Origin of the sequence: Allosphingosinicella sp. (assembly GCF_035626655.1) — a bacterium.
Taxonomy (GTDB): domain Bacteria; phylum Pseudomonadota; class Alphaproteobacteria; order Sphingomonadales; family Sphingomonadaceae; genus Allosphingosinicella.
Window position 1 is genome coordinate 286,309 of the sequence record NZ_DASPNF010000005.1, and the last position, 20,233, is coordinate 306,541.

Annotated in this window: 27 protein-coding genes; 1 reads left to right on the top strand and 26 read right to left on the bottom strand. The window is 68.7% G+C overall.

Translation table 11 applies throughout. The annotated features are described in order from the left end of the window. Window positions 1–36: 36 nt before the first annotated feature. The 20 genes from VEC11_RS04255 to VEC11_RS04350 form a co-directional block, all read right to left on the bottom strand. A complete protein-coding gene (locus VEC11_RS04255) occupies window positions 37–774 on the bottom strand; it encodes a hypothetical protein (RefSeq protein WP_464129331.1) in 738 nt (245 codons plus the stop codon). Then, the gene (gene nuoF / locus VEC11_RS04260; protein ID WP_464129332.1) at window positions 771–2,063 is read right to left on the bottom strand and encodes an NADH-quinone oxidoreductase subunit NuoF; all 1,293 of its coding nucleotides are present in this window, start codon (window positions 2,061–2,063) and stop codon (window positions 771–773) included. The genes VEC11_RS04255 and nuoF overlap by 4 nt, the downstream gene beginning before the upstream one ends. Window positions 2,064–2,173: 110 nt before the next feature. After that, complete coding sequence (locus VEC11_RS04265) at window positions 2,174–2,365, bottom strand: hypothetical protein (RefSeq protein ID WP_464129335.1); 192 nt, start codon at window positions 2,363–2,365, stop codon at window positions 2,174–2,176. Then, a complete protein-coding gene (locus VEC11_RS04270; RefSeq protein WP_464129337.1) occupies window positions 2,362–2,517 on the bottom strand; it encodes a hypothetical protein in 156 nt (51 codons plus the stop codon). The genes VEC11_RS04265 and VEC11_RS04270 overlap by 4 nt, the downstream gene beginning before the upstream one ends. Continuing rightward, window positions 2,514–2,873 carry a hypothetical protein gene (locus VEC11_RS04275; RefSeq protein WP_464129338.1) on the bottom strand — a complete coding sequence of 120 codons (360 nt, stop codon included), beginning with the start codon at window positions 2,871–2,873 and terminating at the stop codon, window positions 2,514–2,516. Before VEC11_RS04275 ends, VEC11_RS04270 begins: the two co-directional genes overlap by 4 nt. Further along, window positions 2,870–3,535 (bottom strand): complex I 24 kDa subunit family protein, encoded by a 666-nt coding sequence (locus VEC11_RS04280; RefSeq protein WP_464129340.1) that lies wholly within the window; start codon window positions 3,533–3,535, stop codon window positions 2,870–2,872. Before VEC11_RS04280 ends, VEC11_RS04275 begins: the two co-directional genes overlap by 4 nt. A gap of 71 nt (window positions 3,536–3,606) precedes the next feature. Beyond that, complete coding sequence (locus VEC11_RS04285) at window positions 3,607–3,843, bottom strand: hypothetical protein (protein ID WP_464129341.1); 237 nt, start codon at window positions 3,841–3,843, stop codon at window positions 3,607–3,609. Then, window positions 3,843–4,217 (bottom strand): cupin domain-containing protein, encoded by a 375-nt coding sequence (locus VEC11_RS04290; protein WP_464129342.1) that lies wholly within the window; start codon window positions 4,215–4,217, stop codon window positions 3,843–3,845. The genes VEC11_RS04285 and VEC11_RS04290 overlap by 1 nt, the downstream gene beginning before the upstream one ends. Beyond that, window positions 4,217–4,438 (bottom strand): hypothetical protein, encoded by a 222-nt coding sequence (locus VEC11_RS04295; protein ID WP_464129344.1) that lies wholly within the window; start codon window positions 4,436–4,438, stop codon window positions 4,217–4,219. Before VEC11_RS04295 ends, VEC11_RS04290 begins: the two co-directional genes overlap by 1 nt. Continuing rightward, complete coding sequence (locus tag VEC11_RS04300; RefSeq protein WP_464129345.1) at window positions 4,435–4,854, bottom strand: hypothetical protein; 420 nt, start codon at window positions 4,852–4,854, stop codon at window positions 4,435–4,437. Before VEC11_RS04300 ends, VEC11_RS04295 begins: the two co-directional genes overlap by 4 nt. After that, window positions 4,851–6,086, bottom strand: coding sequence for an NADH-quinone oxidoreductase subunit D (locus tag VEC11_RS04305; protein WP_464129347.1), 1,236 nt, complete (start codon window positions 6,084–6,086; stop codon window positions 4,851–4,853). The genes VEC11_RS04300 and VEC11_RS04305 overlap by 4 nt, the downstream gene beginning before the upstream one ends. Further along, window positions 6,083–6,967 (bottom strand): NADH-quinone oxidoreductase subunit C, encoded by an 885-nt coding sequence (locus tag VEC11_RS04310; RefSeq protein WP_464129348.1) that lies wholly within the window; start codon window positions 6,965–6,967, stop codon window positions 6,083–6,085. The genes VEC11_RS04305 and VEC11_RS04310 overlap by 4 nt, the downstream gene beginning before the upstream one ends. A gap of 1 nt (window position 6,968) precedes the next feature. Continuing rightward, window positions 6,969–7,529, bottom strand: coding sequence for a NuoB/complex I 20 kDa subunit family protein (locus tag VEC11_RS04315; RefSeq protein ID WP_464129350.1), 561 nt, complete (start codon window positions 7,527–7,529; stop codon window positions 6,969–6,971). Then, entirely contained in the window at window positions 7,520–7,897 is a 378-nt protein-coding gene (gene ndhC / locus VEC11_RS04320; protein WP_464129352.1) for an NADH-quinone oxidoreductase subunit A, read from the bottom strand. Before ndhC ends, VEC11_RS04315 begins: the two co-directional genes overlap by 10 nt. Window positions 7,898–7,954: 57 nt before the next feature. Continuing rightward, window positions 7,955–9,175, bottom strand: a complete 1,221-nt coding sequence (locus VEC11_RS04325; RefSeq protein WP_464129354.1) for a hypothetical protein — start codon at window positions 9,173–9,175, stop codon at window positions 7,955–7,957. Then, window positions 9,172–9,993 (bottom strand): inositol monophosphatase family protein, encoded by an 822-nt coding sequence (locus VEC11_RS04330; protein ID WP_464129356.1) that lies wholly within the window; start codon window positions 9,991–9,993, stop codon window positions 9,172–9,174. The genes VEC11_RS04325 and VEC11_RS04330 overlap by 4 nt, the downstream gene beginning before the upstream one ends. Window positions 9,994–10,003: 10 nt before the next feature. Then, entirely contained in the window at window positions 10,004–10,567 is a 564-nt protein-coding gene (efp, locus tag VEC11_RS04335; protein ID WP_464129358.1) for an elongation factor P, read from the bottom strand. Window positions 10,568–10,601: 34 nt separating this feature from the next. After that, entirely contained in the window at window positions 10,602–11,231 is a 630-nt protein-coding gene (locus VEC11_RS04340) for a M23 family metallopeptidase (protein WP_464129359.1), read from the bottom strand. 120 nt (window positions 11,232–11,351) lie between these two features. After that, complete coding sequence (locus tag VEC11_RS04345; protein ID WP_464129361.1) at window positions 11,352–11,978, bottom strand: M23 family metallopeptidase; 627 nt, start codon at window positions 11,976–11,978, stop codon at window positions 11,352–11,354. Next, window positions 11,975–13,081: a L,D-transpeptidase family protein gene (locus VEC11_RS04350; RefSeq protein ID WP_464129362.1), complete on the bottom strand. Its 1,107-nt coding sequence runs from the start codon at window positions 13,079–13,081 to the stop codon at window positions 11,975–11,977. The genes VEC11_RS04345 and VEC11_RS04350 overlap by 4 nt, the downstream gene beginning before the upstream one ends. A 62-nt stretch (window positions 13,082–13,143) precedes the next feature. Here VEC11_RS04350 and VEC11_RS04355 point away from each other — a divergent pair, with 62 nt between their 5' ends. Beyond that, window positions 13,144–13,878: a DUF72 domain-containing protein gene (locus tag VEC11_RS04355; RefSeq protein ID WP_464129364.1), complete on the top strand. Its 735-nt coding sequence runs from the start codon at window positions 13,144–13,146 to the stop codon at window positions 13,876–13,878. Here the strand turns inward: VEC11_RS04355 and thiE are convergent. The 6 genes from thiE to tkt form a co-directional block, all read right to left on the bottom strand. After that, on the bottom strand, window positions 13,875–14,546 hold the full coding sequence (gene thiE / locus VEC11_RS04360) for a thiamine phosphate synthase (RefSeq protein ID WP_464129365.1): 672 nt from the start codon (window positions 14,544–14,546) through the stop codon (window positions 13,875–13,877). The genes VEC11_RS04355 and thiE overlap by 4 nt on opposite strands. Before the next feature lie 4 nt (window positions 14,547–14,550). Further along, window positions 14,551–15,444, bottom strand: coding sequence for a fructose bisphosphate aldolase (locus tag VEC11_RS04365; protein ID WP_464129367.1), 894 nt, complete (start codon window positions 15,442–15,444; stop codon window positions 14,551–14,553). Between the two features lie 79 nt (window positions 15,445–15,523). After that, the gene (locus VEC11_RS04370; protein ID WP_464129368.1) at window positions 15,524–16,024 is read right to left on the bottom strand and encodes an N-acetyltransferase family protein; all 501 of its coding nucleotides are present in this window, start codon (window positions 16,022–16,024) and stop codon (window positions 15,524–15,526) included. Further along, complete coding sequence (locus VEC11_RS04375) at window positions 16,021–17,208, bottom strand: phosphoglycerate kinase (protein WP_464129370.1); 1,188 nt, start codon at window positions 17,206–17,208, stop codon at window positions 16,021–16,023. Before VEC11_RS04375 ends, VEC11_RS04370 begins: the two co-directional genes overlap by 4 nt. A gap of 4 nt (window positions 17,209–17,212) precedes the next feature. Then, window positions 17,213–18,223 carry a type I glyceraldehyde-3-phosphate dehydrogenase gene (gap, locus tag VEC11_RS04380; RefSeq protein WP_464129371.1) on the bottom strand — a complete coding sequence of 337 codons (1,011 nt, stop codon included), beginning with the start codon at window positions 18,221–18,223 and terminating at the stop codon, window positions 17,213–17,215. A 1-nt stretch (window position 18,224) separates the two neighbouring features. Continuing rightward, window positions 18,225–20,204: a transketolase gene (gene tkt / locus VEC11_RS04385; RefSeq protein ID WP_464129373.1), complete on the bottom strand. Its 1,980-nt coding sequence runs from the start codon at window positions 20,202–20,204 to the stop codon at window positions 18,225–18,227. Window positions 20,205–20,233 lie beyond the last annotated feature (29 nt).

Genomic DNA, 20,233 nt, shown 5'->3' on the forward strand with positions numbered 1-20,233 from the left:
GCCCCGGTCAGGGGCAAGGGGTCCCGGCGCCATTTGCTACGGCCTTGCCCAGGGCGAGCCGGCGCCGTCGCGCTGGACGACCGACCAGCGGTAGAGCGCCTCGGCGAGGATGCCGCGCAGGGTGCGGCCGTCGACGCTGATCTGCCCGGTGCCGCCCGCCGTGGCGGCGCAGCGGCCGAGCAACGGATTGAGCGTTGAATTGAACATCGTGGCCTCCGCCGGCGTGCCCGGATCGGTGCCGATCAGGGCGCGGACCGCCTGGCCCTGGGTGGCGCCCATGCAGTCGGCCATGCCGTAGGAGGTGACCAGGGTGGCAGCGTCCGGGCGCGTGGTCGCGGCGGCGACGTCCAGCAGCGGCTTCGCGTTCACGGCCGGGCTGCGCGCCGCCTGGGGCGTCGGGAAGCGCGCCTTCAGCAGCGCCTCGGCCACGGCGCCGCGCACCGCCGGCGCCGGCGTGGTGAACGCGCGGTTGGAATTGCACTGGCGGAGATGCGGCATCAGCGCCTCGGCGGCGCTCGCCTCCGCCGCCGAATAAGGCGCGGCAGCGAGCAACGCCTCCAGCGGCGCCGGATCGGCGCGCAGCTGGCAGTCGACGGCGCGGATCAGGTCGGCGCGGGTCGAGGCCGACTGCGCCGCCTGCTCGCCGCGCGCCTGGGCCCGGCGACGGGCCTGCATCGGATTGTCCTGGGGGGCCGAATCCTGCGCCGAAGCCGGTGCGGGTATGGCCGTGACGACGGTCACCGCGGCAAGGACGGACAAAAGCAACTTCTTCATTCGGCAGCCTCCAGCTGGCCTTCCTGCCGCGCGACGATCCGCCGCTCCAGCTCGGGCCGGTAATGTCTGATCAGCCCCTGGATCGGCCAGGCAGCGGCGTCGCCCAAAGCGCAGATCGTGTGGCCCTCGACCTGCTTGGTGACGTCATGGAGCATGTCGATCTCGTGGATCTCGGCCTCGCCGGTCACCAGCCGCTCCATCACCCGCCACATCCAGCCCGTGCCCTCGCGGCAGGGCGTGCACTGGCCACAGCTCTCATGCTTGTAGAAATAGGAGATCCGGCTGATCGCTTTCACCACGTCGGTGGACTTGTCCATGACGATGACGGCGGCGGTGCCGAGGCCGGAGCCGAGATCCTTGAGCCCGTCGAAATCCATCGGCGCGTCCATGATCTCGTGCGCGGGGACGAGCGGGACCGACGAGCCGCCGGGAATCACCGCCAGCAGATTGTCCCAGCCGCCGCGAATGCCGCCCGCATGCTTGTCGATCAGCTCGCGGAACGGGATGCCCATCGCCTCCTCGACCACGCAGGGGCAGTTCACATGGCCGGAAATCTGGAAGAGCTTGGTGCCCTCGTTCTTCTCGCGGCCGAAGCTCTTGAACCAGAGCCCGCCGCGCCTCAGGATCGTGGGGACGACGGCGATGCTCTCGACATTGTTGACCGTGGTCGGGCAGCCGTAGAGGCCAGCACCCGCCGGGAAAGGCGGCTTCAGGCGCGGCTTGCCGGGCTTGCCCTCGAGGCTTTCCAGCATCGCCGTCTCTTCGCCGCAGATGTAGGCGCCGGCGCCGCGGTGGACGAAGACGTCGAAATCATAGCCGGACTTGCAGGCATTCCTGCCGAGCAGGCCGGCATCATAGGCTTCCTGCACGGCGTCCTCGAGCACCTTCGTCTCGAAGATGAACTCGCCGCGGATGTAAATATAGGCCGCGCGGGCGCGCATCGCGAAGCCGGCGAGCAGGGCGCCTTCGATCAACTTATGCGGATCGTGGCGGATGATCTCGCGGTCCTTGCAGGAGCCGGGCTCGGATTCGTCGGCGTTGATGACGAGGAAATTGGGCCGGTCCGCCGCCGGCTGCTTCGGCATGAAGCTCCACTTCATGCCCGTGGGAAAGCCGGCGCCGCCGCGGCCGCGCAGGCCGGAGAGCTTCACCTGCTCGATGATCTCGTCCTGGCCGATCGCCATGAGGGCCCTGGTGTCGTCCCAGTCGCCGCGCTGCTGCGCCGCCTTGAGCCGCCAGTCCTGGAAGCCGTAGAGATTGGTGAAGATCCGGTCTTTGTCCTCAAGCATGACGGCTGTTCCCAGCCGTCACCCCGGCGCAGGCCGGGGCCCAAGCGGAGTCTGCGACCCGATTGGCGGCCCTATGGCTGCCAGCCTGCGCTGGCATGACGAAAAGGAGTTCAGCTCGCATCAGACTTCCTGAACATATAGAAATAGACAAGGGCGATCAGGCCGCCGCTGACCCCGCCGGCGATCATCGTCCGCGCCATCCCCTCCACGCCCAGGGCGGGAAGCAGCAGCACCCCGAGCAGCAGGAAGCAGCCCGTGGCGATCGCGACCGCGAGGAGGATGAAGAGGATCGGCTTGGTCATCGCCCGTCGATCCTCTTCCGGGCCCATTGATAGACCGCGACGGCCGCGGCGATCAGGAGCACAACGGCGATGATCTTGAAGACCAGGCCGACCACCTTGATCAGCAGCCAGATCGCGACGACCGCCAGAATGATACCGATGACCGCACTCATGAAGGCCTCCTTCCGCTGACGCAGAATTCCCGCACCGCGCGGTCCATCTCGCCGGGACGCATTTCGGATTCGACCCAGGCGCCGCGGCCGTCGACGACGATGTAGCGCTCGCTGCGCCCGGCGCGGGTCACCTCGCCGCAGACGATGGCGATGCGGTCGTCGCGATGCGCAACGGCATTGGCGAAGGTCAAATCCTGCCCGTTGCCGAGCTGGCTGCGCACACTGTCCTCGGCGACCTGAAGGTCGTTGCGCGCCGGCGGTATGGCGGCATTGGCCGCGGGCACGGCATTGGCCGCCGGCTGGGGCTGGTTCTGGCACGCGGCCGGCAAGGCGAGAAGGACGGCCAAGGCTCTCACCAATCGCTCCGATAGTCGTGATTCTCCTTGACCATCTCCTTGAGCGTGGTCGGGCCGCCCTCGGGGCAGCTGGTCTTGCGCTCGACCTGCGGGCCGATCCTGGGCTGCCTGCCGGCGGCGAGGTCGTCGAGGATCGCGGTCATGCTCTCGAAGCTCAGATCCTCGTAATTGTCGTCGTTGATCTGGACCATCGGGGCATTGGCGCAGGCGCCGAGGCACTCAACCTCGGTCAAGGTGAACAGGCCGTCGGTGGTGGTGTGCCCCTTCTTCAGCCCCCTGGCGTAGCAGGCGGCGAGGACGTCGTCCGAGCCGCGCAGCATGCAGGGCGTGGTGCCGCAAACCTGGACATGATGGCAACCGACGGGGGCGAGGTTGAACATGGTGTAGAAGGTCGCGACCTCATAGGCGCGGATATAGGGCATGCCCAGTTCGGCGGCGACGAACTCGATCACCGGAATGGGCAGCCAGCCCTGCGTCTCCGTCTCCGCGCCGACCTGGCGCTGGGCGAGATCGAGCAAGGGAATGACCGCGCTCTTCTGCCGCCCCGCCGGGTAGCGGGCGACGATGTCCTTCGCCGTCTTCGCATTGTCGGCAGTCCAGGCGAAATTGCCCCACCGTTCGCGAATTTCCGGGGATGCGGGGGCGCGGCCGGCCTCAGCCATGAAGTGATTCCATCATGCTAAACTCTCTGCGGCGTCCCCTAGCCCCGAGTGAGGGGCCGGGCAATGGGAAGTCAGCCCTCGCGCTCATCCTTGTTGCGCGTGTCGAACCGCGCTTCACCGATCTCGTCGCCATGACGTCGGACGAAGCCCGCGAGCAGCCAGGCACCGACGAGCAGAATGATGACAAGTGCAATACCCGCCATCCGATAGGCAAGGGTCGCCCGGGAACTGCCAAATTCCAGCATGGCGAACGCGGCTGTGACGACCAGCACGGAAACGCCGCCCATGATCGGACCGCGGTGGGCCATCACAGCGTCTCCAGCCGCGCCCGGGTCAGTTCGGACGCCGGCTCGCCGCCCGTATTGGGCTCGCCCTCGCGGTCCATGACCAGCAGCTCGACCTCCTCGGGCGCGACCGGGCGGTGCTCGACGCCCTTCGGCACGACCAGGAACTCGCCGGGGCCGAGCGTGCGGACGCCGTCGCGGAACTCGATGGTGAGGCGGCCCTTCAGGACGAGGAACAATTCGTCCGTCCCGGCATGGCTGTGCCAGAGGAACTCGCCCTTCAGCCTGGAGACGCGCACCTCGTTGCCGTTGTAGCGGCCGACAATGCGCGGGTTCCAGTGATCGGAGAAAAGCGCCAGCTTGTCGCTGAGGTTCACGATGTCCGGTGGCGCCGTCATCAGCGCGCCTCGCTTGTCGGAGCGGCCTCCACCTGCTTGCGCAGCTGTGTGCCGAGCGCGCCCAGCGCGAGCAGGAAGCCGGCAACGGCGACCGGCCAGAGCACGAATTTTTTCGGCTCGCGCTTCCGCCCCATGCGCCAGCCGATGAAGACCGCGATAGCGACGAAGACGATCGGGAAGGCGGCATAACCGAGCCGGTAGCCTAGCTCCCCGTCGCTCATTGGGACGCCCCTTCGCCACTCCAGGGCAGAATCTCGATCCCGGAAATCAGACCAGCCTCGACCGTATATCGCTCGCGAAGCGAACGCGACTGAAAGCGGAGACGGCAGGTCACCGCATTGGTCTCGGGCGCATCGCAGGCGAAGGAGCGAAGCGGACCGAACATGGCCAGCGTATAGCCTTGGTAGAGGAGGATCACCTGATCCCTTCTCAGCGTCTCTCCCTCCCCCGTGCGCACGCGGTCCGGCAAGAGCGCCCCCAGTGCCGCGTGGCGTCCTCGACGCAGATTTTGCAGGAATTGATCGACGACGGCCGCAGGGCCGGCTTCCGACGGGGCCGCCTGACCATAGGCGACCGTGGGAGCGGCGAGGGCCAGGCCGGCGAGGAGCCCGAAGGCGGCGCGGCGCCCCGGGCTCACCGGTCGCACTCTCCGAAGACGATGTCCATGGCGCCGAGGATCGCGGTCACGTCGGCCAGCATGTGGCCCTTGGACATGAAGTCCATCGCCTGCAGGTGGCTGAAGGCGGTCGGGCGGATCTTCACGCGGTAGGGCTTGTTGGTGCCGTCGCTGACCAGATAGACGCCGAACTCGCCCTTGGGGCTCTCGGTCGCGACATAGACCTCGCCCGCGGGGACGTGGAAGCCCTCGGTGTAGAGCTTGAAGTGGTGGATGAGCGCTTCCATCGACTGCTTCATCTCGCCGCGCTTCGGCGGGACCACCTTGCGGTCGAGGCTGGCGACAGGCCCTTCCGGCATCTCGCTGAGGCACTGCTTCATGATCCGCGCGGACTGGCGGACCTCCTCGACGCGCACCATGAAGCGGTCGTAGCAATCGCCCCTGGTGCCGACCGGGATGTCGAACTCCATCCGGTCGTAGACGTCATAGGGCTGCGAACGGCGCAGGTCCCAGGGAATGCCGGCGGCGCGGATCATCGGGCCGGAAAAGCCCCAGGCGAGCGCGTCTTCCTTCGAGACGGTGGCGATGTCGACGTTGCGCTGTTTGAAGATGCGGTTGTCGGCGACGAGGCTGATCGCGTCCTCGAACAGGCGCGGCAGCCGATTGTCGAGCCAGTCGCCGATGTCGGTCAGCAACTTGAGCGGCACGTCCTGGTGGACGCCGCCGGGGCGGAACCAGGCCGCGTGCATGCGCGCGCCCGAGGCCCGCTCGTAGAAGTTCATGCAATCCTCGCGGATCTCGAACAGCCACAGGTTCGGCGTCATCGCGCCGACGTCCATGACGTGCGAGCCGAGGTTCAGCATATGGTTCGAGATGCGGGTCAGCTCGGCGAAGAAGACCCGGAGGTACTGGGCGCGGAGCGGCACTTCGAGACCCAGGAGCTTCTCGATCGCCAGCACGTAGCTGTGCTCCATGCAGAGCGGCGAGCAGTAATCGAGCCGGTCGAAATAGGGCAAAGCCTGGAGATAGGTCTTGTACTCGCAGAGCTTCTCGGTGCCGCGGTGGAGCAGTCCGACATGCGGGTCGACGCGCTCGATGATCTCGCCGTCAAGCTCCAGCACCAGCCGAAGCACGCCGTGCGCGGCGGGATGCTGCGGGCCGAAATTGATCGTGTAGTTGGCGATCGCGGATTCGGTGGCGCCGGTCCGGGCGACCTCCTCCTCGCGGGTCAGCTGGTCGGGGGCGGTGCTCATGCGTCACTCTTCGGCTTGCGCGGCGCCCGGGGCTTGCGGGCCCGGGGCGCTTCGCTCGCGGCCGCCGCATCGGGCCTGGGCGGCGCGGCCTTGCGGGCGCGCGGCTTCTGCGCCGTGGTCTTGGCCGCTTCCGTGTTGGCCGGCTCCCCTGCCCCGGTATCGGCCTTCGTCTCCGTCGTCTTCGGCGTCTTTGCCTTGGTCGCGGCCCTGGAGACGGCGGGCCTGGCGATCTCCGCGGCCTTGAGCGGCGTCGGAGCGCCCGGCGCCTCGGGCTGGGCCTTCTCGTCGCCCGGGATCACATATTCCGCGCCCTCCCAGGGGGAGAGGAAGTCGAAGGTGCGGAAGTCCTGGGCGAGGCTCACCGGCTCGTAGACGACGCGCTTCTCCTCCTCGGAATAGCGCAATTCGACATAGCCGGTCAGCGGGAAGTCCTTGCGCTGCGGATGGCCGCGGAAGCCGTAATCGGTGAGGATGCGCCTGAGATCGGGATTGCCGGCGAAGATCACGCCGTACATGTCGAACACCTCGCGCTCGAGCCAGCCGGCGACGGGAAAGACGCCGGTCACGGTCGGCACCGGCTGCTCCTCGTCGGTCGAGACGCGGACGCGCAGGCGATGGTTCCTGGTGACGGAGAGCAGGTGATAGACCACCTCGAAACGCTCGGCGCGCTCCGGATAGTCGACCCCGGCAATCTCCATCAGCTGCTGGTATTCGAGCCGGTCGCGCAAAGTGGTCAGCACCTCGGCGACGCTGTCGCGGGCGACGTCGATCGAGACCTCGTCCACCTCGTCCTTGGCGGCGAGGAAGGCGGCGCCGATCGCGGCCTTCACCTCTTCGACGATGCCGGCGCGGGCGGGAATGACGGGCGCAGGGCTGGCCATCTCAGCGCTCAATCGTCCCCTCGCGGCGGATCTTCCGCTGCAATTGCATGATCCCGTAGAGCAAAGCCTCGGCGGTGGGCGGGCAGCCGGGGACGTAGATGTCGACCGGCACGATCCGGTCGCAGCCGCGCACCACCGAGTAGCTGTAATGATAATAGCCGCCGCCATTGGCGCAGCTGCCCATCGAAATGACGTAGCGCGGCTCCGACATCTGGTCGTAGACCCGGCGCAGGGCGGGAGCCATCTTGTTGCAGAGCGTGCCGGCGACGATCATCACGTCGCTCTGGCGCGGGCTCGCACGCGGCGCCGCGCCAAATCTTTCAAGGTCGTAGCGCGGCATGTTCACATGGATCATCTCGACCGCGCAGCAGGCCAGGCCGAAGGTCATCCACCAGAGCGAGCCGGTCCTGGCCCACTGGAACAGGTCTTCGGTGGTGGTGACGAGGAAGCCCTTGTCCGAGACTTCGGACTGGATCTGGTTGAAGATATAGGGATCGGGCGGCGTGCCGTCTGCCGGGGCCGGCTGCATCGGGCGCCCCCCCGCGTCGAGGATCACTCCCATTCGAGCGCGCCTTTCTTCCAGGCGTAGACCAGGCCCAGCGCCAGCTCGACGAGGAAGATCATCATCGCGATCCAGGCCGTCCAGCCCAGGCCGAACACGGTTACCGCCCAGGGGAAGAGGAAGGCCGCCTCAAGGTCGAAGACGATGAACAGGATCGCGACGAGATAGAAGCGCACGTCGAACTGGGCGCGGCTGTCCTCGAAGGCCGGGAAGCCGCATTCATATTCGGTGAGCTTGTCGGGATAGGGCTTGTTCGATCCCGTAAGCCGCGAGACCAGCATCGGCAGTACGACGAAGGCCATGGACAGGCCCAGCGCGACCGCGAGGAACAACAGGATCGGCAGATAATCGGCGGCGACGGACGCCATGACTGACTCCAAAGGTTGCCGGGGCTTTAGGCCAGCGCGCAGTGCATCGCAACAGGCTCAATTGGGCGGGCGCAGCATCCGGATCGCGGTGGCGCGGACCGGTCCGGCGCCCCGCACCGCGCCGGCCTCGCCATAGCGCTCCCACTGGGCATCGGCGACGTAGAGAAAGTCGTTGCGGCGGACGAAGCCGAGGGTCGGCTCGCCCCAGTCGGGATGGTTGCTCTCGAGCACGCGGACGGCGGCGATGCGCTCCCCGTCCGGGCTCAGCGACAGCCAGAGGATCCGCCGCGGGCTGGTCCCGTTCTGGATGGCGATCAGGCCGCCGCGCCAGGGATAGAGGCCGTCAATGCCGTCGAGCATCGTGTTCGCGTCGGATTCGAGCCGCGCTACATTGCCGTCGGCCAGATGCACCTCGGCGAGGCCATAGCCATAATCGGAGACGTAGAGCCGCCGCCCGTCGGCGGACGGGACCAGGCCCTGCGGGCTGCGCAGCCGGCCCGGCGGGACCAGGACGGAGAGCGCGGTCTCGCTGGGGCGGGCGCGGTAGATGGCGCCGCTGTTCGGATCGCTCGCATAGATGGTGCCGTCGGCGGCGAGCGCGATGTCGGCGGGCCAGCCCTCGCCCGGCGCGGCGAGGCGGCGGACGGGCCGCAGCGTGTTGAGGTCGACCGCGATCAGGCCGCGAAAGGCGCCCTCCGGATTAGGAGTCTGCTCGACCACGCCCGAGGCCGCCCAGAGCAGGCGCCGGCGCGAATCCACGGCGAGGCCGAACAGGCTGCCCGCCTCCAGCCCCTCGAGCGCGCGCCAGCCGCGCGCCTCGCGGACGAGCAAGGCCCGGTCGACCACGGTCGCGGCGAACAGGCGGCCGGTGCGCGCGTCCCAGGCGATGCCCTCGACCAGGCGATGGCTGTTGGGAAGGCTGGTGAACGGCCGGCTCGCCTGCACCCGCGCGCCGTTGGCGGCAAAGCGCAGGCGCAAGGCATTCATCTCCGCGTCCGGCAGATAGACGGCGAGCGTGTTGATCGTGTCCTGGCCCGGCGCATAGCCGAGCGCCGCGAGCCGCTGCAGGCCGGCGCGGACCGCGGCCGCGTCGCGCGCGTCATGCGCGGCCGAGAGCTGGCGGCGCTGGACCGAGGCGCTGTCCGGGAAGGAGGCGACAAGCTCCGCGGGCTCCAGCGTCGGCGTCGGCCAGGCCGCGTCCGCATGGCGGGCGGCCGGCATCGCACAGGCTGCAAGGAGCAGGATGGCGGCGCCGATTCCCCCCCGCGCCGGCTTCACTTGCGCAAGGCCCCCGCGACGAGCTTGTGCAGCTTCGAATGGAGCTGGTCGTTGGCGGCGAGCACCTGGCCATTGGCCAGGCCCGCCTCGCTGCCGCGAAAGTCGCTGACGAAGCCCCCGGCCTCGCGCACCAGCAGGATGCCGGCGGCAATGTCCCAGAATTGCAGATCCTCTTCCCAGAAGCCGTCGAAGCGTCCGGCGGCGACCCAGGCGAGATCGAGCGCGGCCGAGCCGAAGCGGCGGATGCCGGCGACTTCGGGCGAGACCGCGTCCAGGATCCCGCTGAAGCGCGGCAGATCGCCATGCGCCTTGTAGGGGATGCCGGTGGCGATCAGCGCCTCGGAGAGGTCGCGCCGCGCGGAGACGCGCAGCCGCCGCTCGTTGAGCCAGGCGCCCCGCCCCTTCTCGGCCCAGAAGCTCTCGTCGGTGATCGGGTTGTAGACCAGGGCCTGGCTGATCTCGCCCCACCCCTGCCCGCCCGGCCTCGGCTCCTGCACCGCGATCGAGATGGCGAAATGGGGGATGCCGTGCAGGAAATTGGAGGTGCCGTCGATCGGGTCGACGATCCAGCGGGGCTTCAGCGGATTGCCCTCGATCGCCCCGCCTTCCTCGAGCGACAGGCTCCAGTCCGGCCGGGCATGGCGCAGCTCCTCGGCGACGGTCTGCTCGGCCTGCTGGTCGGCCATGGAGACGAAGTCGGCCGGACCCTTGCGGCTCACCTGCAATTGCTCGACCTCGCCGAAGTCGCGCCTCAGGCGCGGCGCCGCCTTGCGCGCGGCGCGCTGCATGACGGTGATCAGGCCGGAATGGGAAACCAAGTGAAGCTCCTTAGTCCGCCCGGCGGACGTAGGTCTGCTCGTAAACGTCGACGACGATCCGCGTTCCGCTGCTGATGTGCGGCGGGACCATGACGCGCACGCCATTGTCGAGGATGGCGGGCTTGTAGGAGGAAGAGGCGGTCTGCCCCTTCACCACCGCATCGGCCTCGACGATCGTGGCCTCGATCGTGTCCGGCAGCTGCACGCTGATCGGCCGCTCTTCGTAGAGCTCCATGATCACGTCCATGCCGTCCTGCAGAAAGGCGGCGGGATCGCCGATCAGGTCGCGCGGCAGGGTCACCTGCTCGTACGTGTCTTTGTCCATGAAGACGAGGCTGTCACCCTCGGCATAGAGATATTGGAAGTCCTTGGTGTCGAGGCGGACGCGCTCCACCGTCTCGGCCGAGCGGAAGCGGACATTGTTCTTGCGGCCGTCGATGAGGTTCTTCATCTCGACCTGCATATAGGCGCCGCCCTTGCCGGGCTGGGTGTGCTGGATCTTCACCGCGCGCCAGATGCCGCCTTCATATTCGATGATGTTGCCGGGACGGATGTCCACGCCGCTGATCTTCATATTCTGCTCGCTGACTGGAGAAAGTCGGCGGCTCTTAGCGGCGGCGGGCGTTTCCGGCAAGCAGCGGGTAGGGATTGACCGGTCGGCCCTGGTACCAGCGGGCGCCCGGCGCCATCCGGTACATGGCGAAATGCAGGTGCGGCCAGGCGGCCTGGGCGTTGCCGGTGCTGCCGACGCGGCCGATCGGATCGCCGCGCCGCAGCCGCTGCCCGGCCTCGAGCCCCGGCGCGTAGGAATCCAGATGGGCGTAATAATAGACCCAATCGCCGTCGGTGGAGCGGACATAGGCGGTGATCCCGCCCAGGCTGCTCCGGTGCAGCCGCTCGACCACGCCGTCCGCCGCCGAGAGAACCAGGCTGCCGCGGGGCGCCATGATGTCGATCGCGCCGTGCGAGCGGCCGCCGCTGCGCGCGGCGCCGAACGTATCGACGAGCTGGGTGGCTGCGATGCCGTCGACGGGCAGCAGAAGGCCGGCCTGGTCGGTCGCGAAGCTGCGCCGGGCCGACCGCAGGACGGCGTCGATCTCTCCCGGCGTCGGCCCCTCGTCGACGAGCGCCTTGGCCGCCTCGAACTTGTCGGCATAGGCCGGCGCCGCCTCCGCGGCCAACGGACCGCCGGCAGCCGCAACGCCGAGCCCGAGCAATGATGCCAGAAGAACCCCCATGGCGACGGATGATAGACCGCGCGGGGGTTAACGCTACCCTACCGAAGGTCGCACGGAGGCCTGCACACGCCGTCTCGTTCCGGATGCGCGACGAATTGCGGACCGCACGTGGGCTTCGGCCTAGGGCGCGCCGTCACGCCCGATCAGCAACGGATAGGGGTTGATCGGCCGCCCCTGCCACCAGCGCTCGTCAGGGGACATCGCATTGACTGCGAAATGGAGGTGCGGCCCGTCCGCGTTGGCGTTGCCGGTGCTGCCGACAAAGCCGAGTAGGGCGCCGCGCCGCACTTGCTGCCCCTCGACCAGCCCCGGGGCGTAGCGGTCGAGATGGGCGTAATAATAAGTCCAGTTCCGGTCGGGCGAGCGAACATAGACGCTGATCCCGCCACCGCCATCGCTGAAATAGAGCTTCTCGACCGTCCCTTCCGCGGCGGCGACGACCGGCGTCCCTCGCGGCGCCATGATGTCGATCGCGTCGTGCCGGCGGCCGGCGCCGCGGGCGTCGGCGAAGGTGTTGGTCAGCTGCGCCGGAGCCACGCCCGCGACGGGGATGACCAGGGCGCTGCCCGGCGCGGTGATTGGCGTGGACGGAGCTGTCGACAGGGCCGGCGCGTCGGGCGCGGACGCTGAGGAGGGCGGCGCCTGCTCGGGCGAGCGGGTCGGGATGGTCAGCACTGCCCAGCCCGCCAGCCCGACGATCGCGACCAGCAGCCCGCGGTTCAGCAGCCGGGTGGCGGGCGCGCTCATGCCTGGAAGACCGCGGTCACCCCCGAGCGCACCATCTGCGCGAGCCGGGCCGCGTCCCAATTGGTCAGCCGGATGCAGCCGTGACTCTCGGTCCGGCCGATCGTCCGCGGCTCGGGCGTCCCGTGGATGCCGTAATGCTCCCGCGACAGGTCGATCCAGACCACGCCGACGGGGTTGTTCGGGCCCGCGGGGATGGTGACCCGCCGGTCGTCCGGGTCGGCATCCCAGAACAGGTCCGGATTGTAATGAAAGGGCGGGTTGCGGGCGATCTCGCGAATCTCCCATTGGCCGAGCGGCAGCGGATCATGCTCGCTGCCCGTGGTCACCGGGAACTGGGCGATCAGACGATTGTCCGAATCATAGGCCATCAGCACGCTTTCCGACTTGTCGACGACGACGCGCGCGGCGCGGGGCTGGTTGCCGGCGACGCCGAGTCCGGCGAGGGTGGCGCGCCAGCCCGCATCGTCCGAGGCATCCGCGTTCACCGCACCGCCGCCGACGTTCGGCACGACGACCTGCGCGCCCTCGCGCGGCGCGAAGCCGGGATTGAGGGCGCGCAGCGTGTCCACGGTGGTGTGGAAGCGCTCGGCGAGCTTTTCCGCGAGATCCGCATAGCCCAATGCCGAGAGCCGGGCCTGGTCCTCGGGCTCGGACGGAATCCGGCCGACGAACGGGCCGGCGGCCATGGCGGCGTCGATCGTGATCGTCCTGGTCGAGGGAATGCGGTCCCAGCGGGCGAGCGCGGCCCGCGTCGGCGCGTCGTCCTGTCCGGTCTCGGCGAGGCCGTTGGCGCGCTGGAAGCCGCGCAGCGCGGTGGTCAGCGACGCGCCCTGGCGCCCGTCGATCACGCCCGGCGAGAAGCCGAGCCGGTCGAGCACCACCTGCCGCTGCATCACTGGCCGGGTCTCCGGCTGATTCTCGGGCCTGAGCTCGCCGGCATCGGCGAACGGATCGGAGGGCGCCGTTGCGGGGCGGGCCGGCGCGGTGGCCACCGCAGGGCCCGGCTCCCTGGACGGCGTCGTGCCGAAGCCGATCAGCCCGAACGCGAACGCACCGCCGACCGCCAGGCCGATCACCAGCAGCAAAGCCAATATCCAGCGCATTCGCGACTCCTCGAAAAATCCTGGGGAAGAAACCGGCGGGGCGGCCCCGTCGTTCCATTGCGGTGACGAGGATCAGGATCGGCTGCTCGGGCTGGAACTACCGGCACTGGCGCGAGCGTTTCTATCCGGAGGGCCTGCCGCAGCGGCGCTGGTTCGAGCATTACGCCCGGCATTTCGACACGGTGGAGATCAACAACAGCTTCTACCGGCTGCCGAAGGCGGAGACGTTTGAAAGGTGGCGCGAGCAGGCGCCGCCGGGCTTCTGCTATGCGGTCAAGGCCAACCGCTTCCTGACCCAGGCGAAGAAGCTCAGGGATTGCGAGGAGCCGCTGGCCCGGATGATGACGCCGTTCCGCGCGCTCGGCGACCGGCTCGGGCCGATCCTCTACCAGCTGCCGCCGCGCTTCCGGGTCAATCTAGAGCGGCTCGAGAGCTTCCTGGAACTGATCCCCAAGGACGTGGTCAACGTCTTCGAATTCCGCGAGCCCAGCTGGTACACGGATGACACCTTCGCCTTGCTGGAGAAGCATGGCGCCTCCTTCTGCGTCCATGACATGCCGGGCTCAGCCACCGACAAGGTCGCGGTTGGCGCCGCCGCCTATGTCCGCTTCCACGGGGCCACCGGCAAGTATTGGGGGCGCTATCCCGACAAGGTCCTGCTCGGCTGGACCGACTGGCTCGTGGAACAGGCCAAAACGGGGCGGACGGCCTGGTGCTATTTCAACAACGATATTGACGCCCACGCCATTCACGACGCGCAGACGCTGAAGGCGATGGTCGCGCAAGCAAGGCGTTAGGGCTTCAGCACGTCCTGAAAGGCGCGCACAGCCGCGGCCGGTCCCTCCGCATGGCTCCATATGGCGCCGCACACGGCAAGGAAGTCGGCCCCCGCGTCGACCAGCATGCGCCCATTGTCCGGCGTGATCCCGCCGATCGCCACGCAGGGTATCTCGAACAAGGTCGTCCACCAGGAGAGGATCGAAGGATCCGGGCGGTGGTGTGTTTCCTTGGTCAACGTCGGGAAGAAGGCGCCGAAGGCGACATAATCGGCGCCCGCCTCCCCCGCCTCCATGGCGAGGTGGCGGCTGTCATGACAGGTGACGCCGATCTGGGCATTGGGGCCAAGCAGGCGCCGCGCCACCTCCGGGTCGCCGTCCCCCTGCCCCAGGTGGACGCCGTCCGCGCCCAGCCGCTTCGCCAGCCCCATATCGTCATTGACGATGAAGGCGACCTCGCGCGCGGCGCAAATCTCCCGGAGCGGCGCGGCGAGGCGGGCCGCCTCGTGCTGGTCGACCCCCTTCACCCGGAACTGGAAGGCAGCCACGGGCCCCGCGTCCAGGGCGGCGCGGAGGGCGTCGGGGAAATTGCCGGCCACCTCCAGCGGCGAGATCAGGTAAAGCTGGCAGGGCGGTCGCCGCGGATCCCGCTCGAACTGCTCGGCGAAATCGGGCGCGAGCTCGTCCAAAGGCTCAGGCCTTCACGACCGAGGCCGCGTAGATCTCGTCGATCGCCTCGCCCAGCGCGCCGTCGAACTCATGGTCGCTCATCTGGTCGCGCAGATCCTCGAGCAGGGCGCGGCTGAAGCTCGCGATCATGCCGCGATTCTTCGCGAGCTCGGCGCAGGCCTCGGGCCGGGCGAAGCCGCCCGACAAGGCGACCACGCGCAGCACCTTCGGATGGTCGACGAGCGGATCGAACAGGCCGGCCCTGGCGGGGATGGAGAGCTTCAGCATCACCCTCTTGCCGTCGCTCAGGCCCTCCAGCGCGGTCAGGATCTCCTCGAGGAGCATCTGGTCCGCCTGCGCCCGCTCCGGGCTCTTGATGTTCACCTCGGGCTCGATGATCGGCATCAGCCCGGCGGCGAGCACCTGCTCGGCCACCTCGAACTGCTGCCGCACCACCGCGGCGATGCCGGCGCGGTTGGCGAGGTTGATGACCGAGCGCTCCTTGGTCCCGAACATGCCGAGGCCCCTGGCGCGCCGGAGCAAGGCGTCGAGCTCCGGCATCGGCTTCATCAGCTGGGCGCCGTCCGTCTCCGCCTCCAGGCCCTTGTCGATCTTGATGAAGGGGACGACGCCGCGTTCCTTCAGCACCGCGGGGACCGGCTTGCCGTCGATCTCGCCGTCCATGGTCCGCTCGAACAGGATCGCGCCGAGCACCTTCTCCCCGGTAAAGGCGGGCGAGGTGATGATGCGGGTCCGCATCTGGTGGATCAGGCCGAACATCTCCTCGTCGGAGCTCCAGGCGCCTTCCTCGATGCCATAGCCCTTGAGCGCCTTGGGCGTGGAGCCGCCGCTCTGGTCCAAAGCGGCGATGAAGCCCTTTCCGTTCTCGATCCTGGCCAGCATCTCGGCATCCTGCATGTTCTCGCGTCCTCGCTCTGTCGGTTGATTCGATGTGTCGGCGCCGCCCTATCGCAGGCACCGGCACGGCACAAACGCTTCAGAGCGCGGCAAGCGCCCTGAGGTCGTCCCAGACGATCCGCTCGTTCGGGACCAGGGTGCCGTAGAGGTCCTTGTCCTCGAGTCCGTCCGGGCGCCCGCCCAGCGCCAGATAGAGGGCGCGGGCGCGGTGGTTGGCGGCGACGACATGGAGCAGGGCGCGGTTCCTGCCGCTTGCGAGAAAGTGCCGGGCAGTCTCGCCGAGCAGCCGCCGGCCGAGCCCGCGCGAGCGGGCCGCGGCCGCGACGTGGAGATTGTCGATATAGACGGGATCGCCGTCCCAGCTGGCGGCGAAGCCCAGCAAATCGCCGTCCTCCTCGACGACGAAGACCGCATCGGCGGGCGCGATGGGCTGCCTCGCCCAGCGCTCGGCCATGATCGCCGGCAGCGAGACGTCGAGCAAAGCGTCGGGCAATATGCCGCGATAGGTGTCGGCCCAGCTCTCCGCGTGGATCCGGGCGATGGCGCTGCGGTCGCGGTCCGCCGCGCGGCGGAGCCTCACCGCGCCAGCGCCTTCACGCCGGGCAGCTCCTTCCCCTCCATCCATTCGAGAAAGGCGCCGCCCGCGGTCGAGACGAAGCTGAAGTCGTCGGCCACGCCCGCATGGTTGAGCGCCGCGACCGTGTCGCCGCCGCCGGCGACGGAGACCAGGCTGCCCTCCTGGGTCAATGCCGCCGCGGTGCGGGCGAGCGCGACCGTGGCGGCGTCGAAGGGCGGCGTCTCGAAGGCGCCGAGGGGGCCGTTCCAGACCAGGGTCCGGCAGGTCTTCAGCACGTCGGCCAGCGCCTCGACGGCGGCCGGGCCGATGTCGAGGATCATCTCGTCGTCGGCGACCTCGTGGACATTGCAGGTACGCAGGGACGGCGGATTGGCCGCGAACTCCTTCGCGACCACCACGTCGTAAGGTAGGTGCACGGTGCAGTTCGCGCGCTCGGCGGCGTCGAGAATCTCCCCGGCGGTGCCGGTCAAATCATGCTCGCAGAGGCTTTTCCCGACCTTCACGCCGCGCGCGGCGAGGAAGGTGTTGGCCATGCCGCCGCCGATGATGAGATGGTCGACCTTCGCCACCAGGTGCCGCAGCACCTCCAGCTTGGTCGAGACCTTGGCGCCGCCGACCACCGCCGCCACGGGGCGCTCGGGCTTGCCGAGCGCCTGCTCGAGCGCGTTCAGCTCCGCCTCCATCGCGCGGCCCGCAAAGGCCGGCAGGCGGTGCGCGAGGCCCTCGGTGGAGGCGTGGGCGCGGTGGGCGGCGGAGAAGGCGTCGTTGACGTAGAGGTCGCCGAGCCGGGCGAAGCGGTCGACCACCGCCGGATCGTTCTTCTCCTCGCCGCCGAAGAAGCGCGTATTTTCTAGGATGGCGACGTCGCCCGGCCGGAGCGAGGCGACGCCCGCCTGGTCGACCTCCCAGTCGATATAGCGGACCGGGCGGCCGAGCACCTGCTCATAGGGCTTGGTGACCAGAGCGAGCGAGAGGTCCGGCGTCGGCGCCTTCGGCCGCCCGAAATGGGCGAGCAGAAGCACGATCGCGCCCTTGTCCGCCAGCTCGGTGACCGTCGGCAAAGTGGCCCGGAAGCGCGTGTCGTCGCTGACCTTCCCCTCCTGCATCGGCACGTTCAGGTCGACGCGCACGAGGACGCGCTTGCCGCGGACGTCGCCGATGTCGTCGAGGGTCCGGAACGACGCCATGACGTCAGCCGAGCTTCGCCATCGCGGTCGCGGTGTCGATCATCCGGTTCGAGAAGCCCCATTCATTGTCGTACCAGGAGACGACGCGGACGAGCTTGCCCTCGAGCACCGCGGTCTCGAGGCTGTCGACGGTCGAGCTGGCCGGGCAGTGATTATAGTCGATCGAGACCAGCGGCTCCTCGCTATAGTCGAGGATGCCGGCGAGCGGGCCGCTCTCGGCGGCCGCCTTGAGGAGGGCGTTCACCTCCTCGACGGTGGTGTCGCGCTCCGGCGTGAAGGTGAGGTCGACGAGGCTGACGTTCGGCGTCGGCACGCGCACCGAGGAGCCGTCCAGTTTGCCCTTGAGCTCCGGCAGCACCTCGCCAACGGCGCGGGCGGCGCCCGTGGTGGTCGGGATGAGCGACATGGCGGCGGCGCGCGCGCGACGCTTGTCGCTGTGGATCTGGTCGAGGATGCGCTGGTCGTTGGTGTAGGCGTGGATCGTCGTCATCAGGCCGCGGGCGATGCCGATATTGTCGTGCATCACCTTGGCGACCGGCGCCAGGCAGTTGGTCGTGCAGGAAGCGTTGGAGACGATCACATGCTCCGCCTTCAGCTGATCGTGATTGACCCCGTAGACGACGGTGAGATCGACGCCCTTGGCGGGCGCTGAAATCAGGACTTTCTTCGCGCCGGCAGTGAGATGCGCGCTCGCCTTCTCACGATCCGCGAAGAAGCCGGTGCATTCGAGGACCAGGTCGATATTGTTTGCCGCGTGCGGCAGCTTCGCCGGGTCCTTCTCGGCGGTGACGTGGATCCGCCGGCCGTCGATGATCAGGTCGTTGCCGTCGGCGCGGACCTCGCCCGGATAGGGGCCGTGCACGGAATCGCGCTTGAACAGCAACGCGTTGGACTCGGCGTCGGCCAGGTCGTTGATCGAGACCAGCTCGAGGCCGCTCTCCTGCTTCGCGAGCAAAGCGCGGGCCACGAGGCGGCCGATCCGGCCGAAGCCGTTAATTGCAACTCTGGTTGCCATCTTACTGATCTCCTTGAGTTTCCAGGGCCGCAATGATCTGCGGCACGATCGCCCCGGCGGTGAAGCCGAAGCGCTTGAAGAGGTCGCCGGCGGGCGCCGAGGCGCCGAACCGGTCGAGGCCGATATTCAGGCCCTTGCGGCCGGTATAGCGCTCCCAGCCGAGGGTCGCGCCCGCCTCGATCGAGACGATCAGCGCGTCGCCGGGGATGAGGCCGGCGCGCCAGACCGGGTCCTGCGCGTCGAACAGGCTCCAGCAGGGCATGGAGACGACGTCGGCCCCGATCCCCTGCCCCTCGAGCACTTCGGCCGTCGCCAGCGCCACCTCGACCTCGGAGCCGGTGGCGAGCAGCACCACCCGGCGGTGCGCGGCGGCGGCGCGCAGCCGGTAGGCGCCCCGGGCCGAGAGGTTTTCCGAAGCCTCGGTACGGACTTGCGGCAGATTCTGCCGGGTCAGGGCGAGCAAAGACGGCCCGTCCGTCTTGCGCAGCGCCAGCTCCCAGCATTCCGCGGTCTCGACCACGTCCGCGGGGCGGTAAACGTCGAGATTGGGCATGGCCCTGAGGCTCATCAGATGCTCGACGGGCTGGTGCGTCGGCCCGTCCTCGCCGAGGCCGATCGAATCGTGGGTCATCACATAGATGACGCGCGCCTGCTGCAGCGCGGAGAGGCGGATGGCGGGGCGGGCATAATCGGCGAAGACCAGGAAGGTGCCGCCATAGGGGATCACTCCGCCGTGCAGCGCCATGCCGTTCATCGCCGCGCCCATGCCGAATTCGCGGATGCCGTAATAGATGTAACGGCCAGAATAATCCTCTTTCGTCAGAGGGTTCTGGCCCTTCGTTTTGGTGTTGTTCGAACCAGTGAGGTCGGCGGAGCCGCCGATCGTCTCCGGCAGCAGCGCGTTGATCGCGCCGAGCGCGGCCTCCGACGCCTTGCGCGTCGCCAGCTTCTGCGGGTTGGCGATCAGCCCGGCGATATAATCGTCGAGCGAGAAGCCCTCGGGCAGGTCCCCGGCCATCCGGCGGCTGAACTCTGCGGCCAAGTCGCTGGCGGCGAGACGCGCATTCCAGGCGCCGTGCGCCTCCTGCCCCCGCGCGCCCAGCGCATGCCAGGTGCTGAGCAGCCCGGCCGGGATTTCGAAGGGCGGATAGTCCCAGCCCAGCTCCGCTCGCGCCGCCGCCACCTCGTCCGCGCCCAGAGCGGCGCCGTGCGTTGCCGCCGTGCCCTGCTTGTTGGGCGCGCCGAAGCCGATGACCGTTCGGCAGGCGATCAGGCTCGGCCGCTCATCGGCCACCGCCTCGTCGAGCGCGCGGCGGACGTCGTCGGCGTCGAGGCCGTCGCAGCGCACCACATGCCAGCCATAGGCCCGGTAGCGCGCCTCGATATCCTCCGAGGTCGAAAGATCGGTGGCACCGTCGATCGTGATCCTGTTGTCGTCCCAGAGCACGTTGAGCCGGCCGAGCCCGAGATGGCCGGCAAGGCCCGCCGCCTCGTGATTCACGCCCTCCATCAGGCAGCCGTCGCCAGCGATCACCCAGGTGCGGTGATCGACCAGCTCGTCGCCGAACGCGGCGTTCAGATGGCGCTCCGCGATCGCCATGCCGACCGCCATCGCCAAGCCCTGACCGAGCGGCCCGGTCGTCGCCTCGACGCCGTCCAGCAGGAAATTCTCGGGATGGCCGGCGCAGGGGCTGCCCAGCTGGCGGAAATGGCGGATCTCGTCGATCGTCGGATGCGCATAGCCCGTCAGGTGCAGCAAGGCGTAGATCAGCATCGAGCCGTGGCCGGCCGAGAGCACGAAGCGGTCGCGGTCAGGCCATTTCGGATCCGCAGGATCGTGCTTCAGATATTCGGTCCAGAGGACAGTGGCGGCGTCGGCCATGCCCATGGGCATGCCGGGATGGCCGCTGTTTGCGGCCTCGACCGCATCCATCGCAAGGGCGCGGATGGCGTTGGCGAGCGTGCGGATCGGGGCGGCCATAGGCTCCTTGGGGTCTATCCGGAAATGGA

What these genes read in the sequence shown, in the direction of transcription:
- VEC11_RS04255 (WP_464129331.1), bottom strand. Translation starts at nt 774, where the DNA reads ATGAAGAAGTTGCTTTTGTCCGTCCTTGCCGCGGTGACCGTCGTCACG.
- nuoF (WP_464129332.1), bottom strand. Translation starts at nt 2,063, where the DNA reads ATGCTTGAGGACAAAGACCGGATCTTCACCAATCTCTACGGCTTCCAG.
- VEC11_RS04265 (WP_464129335.1), bottom strand. Translation starts at nt 2,365, where the DNA reads ATGACCAAGCCGATCCTCTTCATCCTCCTCGCGGTCGCGATCGCCACG.
- VEC11_RS04270 (WP_464129337.1), bottom strand. Translation starts at nt 2,517, where the DNA reads ATGAGTGCGGTCATCGGTATCATTCTGGCGGTCGTCGCGATCTGGCTG.
- VEC11_RS04280 (WP_464129340.1), bottom strand. Translation starts at nt 3,535, where the DNA reads ATGGCTGAGGCCGGCCGCGCCCCCGCATCCCCGGAAATTCGCGAACGG.
- VEC11_RS04285 (WP_464129341.1), bottom strand. Translation starts at nt 3,843, where the DNA reads ATGGCCCACCGCGGTCCGATCATGGGCGGCGTTTCCGTGCTGGTCGTC.
- VEC11_RS04290 (WP_464129342.1), bottom strand. Translation starts at nt 4,217, where the DNA reads ATGACGGCGCCACCGGACATCGTGAACCTCAGCGACAAGCTGGCGCTT.
- VEC11_RS04295 (WP_464129344.1), bottom strand. Translation starts at nt 4,438, where the DNA reads ATGAGCGACGGGGAGCTAGGCTACCGGCTCGGTTATGCCGCCTTCCCG.
- VEC11_RS04305 (WP_464129347.1), bottom strand. Translation starts at nt 6,086, where the DNA reads ATGAGCACCGCCCCCGACCAGCTGACCCGCGAGGAGGAGGTCGCCCGG.
- VEC11_RS04310 (WP_464129348.1), bottom strand. Translation starts at nt 6,967, where the DNA reads ATGGCCAGCCCTGCGCCCGTCATTCCCGCCCGCGCCGGCATCGTCGAA.
- VEC11_RS04315 (WP_464129350.1), bottom strand. Translation starts at nt 7,529, where the DNA reads ATGGGAGTGATCCTCGACGCGGGGGGGCGCCCGATGCAGCCGGCCCCG.
- ndhC (WP_464129352.1), bottom strand. Translation starts at nt 7,897, where the DNA reads ATGGCGTCCGTCGCCGCCGATTATCTGCCGATCCTGTTGTTCCTCGCG.
- efp (WP_464129358.1), bottom strand. Translation starts at nt 10,567, where the DNA reads ATGAAGATCAGCGGCGTGGACATCCGTCCCGGCAACATCATCGAATAT.
- VEC11_RS04340 (WP_464129359.1), bottom strand. Translation starts at nt 11,231, where the DNA reads ATGGGGGTTCTTCTGGCATCATTGCTCGGGCTCGGCGTTGCGGCTGCC.
- VEC11_RS04345 (WP_464129361.1), bottom strand. Translation starts at nt 11,978, where the DNA reads ATGAGCGCGCCCGCCACCCGGCTGCTGAACCGCGGGCTGCTGGTCGCG.
- VEC11_RS04350 (WP_464129362.1), bottom strand. Translation starts at nt 13,081, where the DNA reads ATGCGCTGGATATTGGCTTTGCTGCTGGTGATCGGCCTGGCGGTCGGC.
- VEC11_RS04365 (WP_464129367.1), bottom strand. Translation starts at nt 15,444, where the DNA reads ATGCAGGATGCCGAGATGCTGGCCAGGATCGAGAACGGAAAGGGCTTC.
- VEC11_RS04375 (WP_464129370.1), bottom strand. Translation starts at nt 17,208, where the DNA reads ATGGCGTCGTTCCGGACCCTCGACGACATCGGCGACGTCCGCGGCAAG.
- gap (WP_464129371.1), bottom strand. Translation starts at nt 18,223, where the DNA reads ATGGCAACCAGAGTTGCAATTAACGGCTTCGGCCGGATCGGCCGCCTC.
- tkt (WP_464129373.1), bottom strand. Translation starts at nt 20,204, where the DNA reads ATGGCCGCCCCGATCCGCACGCTCGCCAACGCCATCCGCGCCCTTGCG.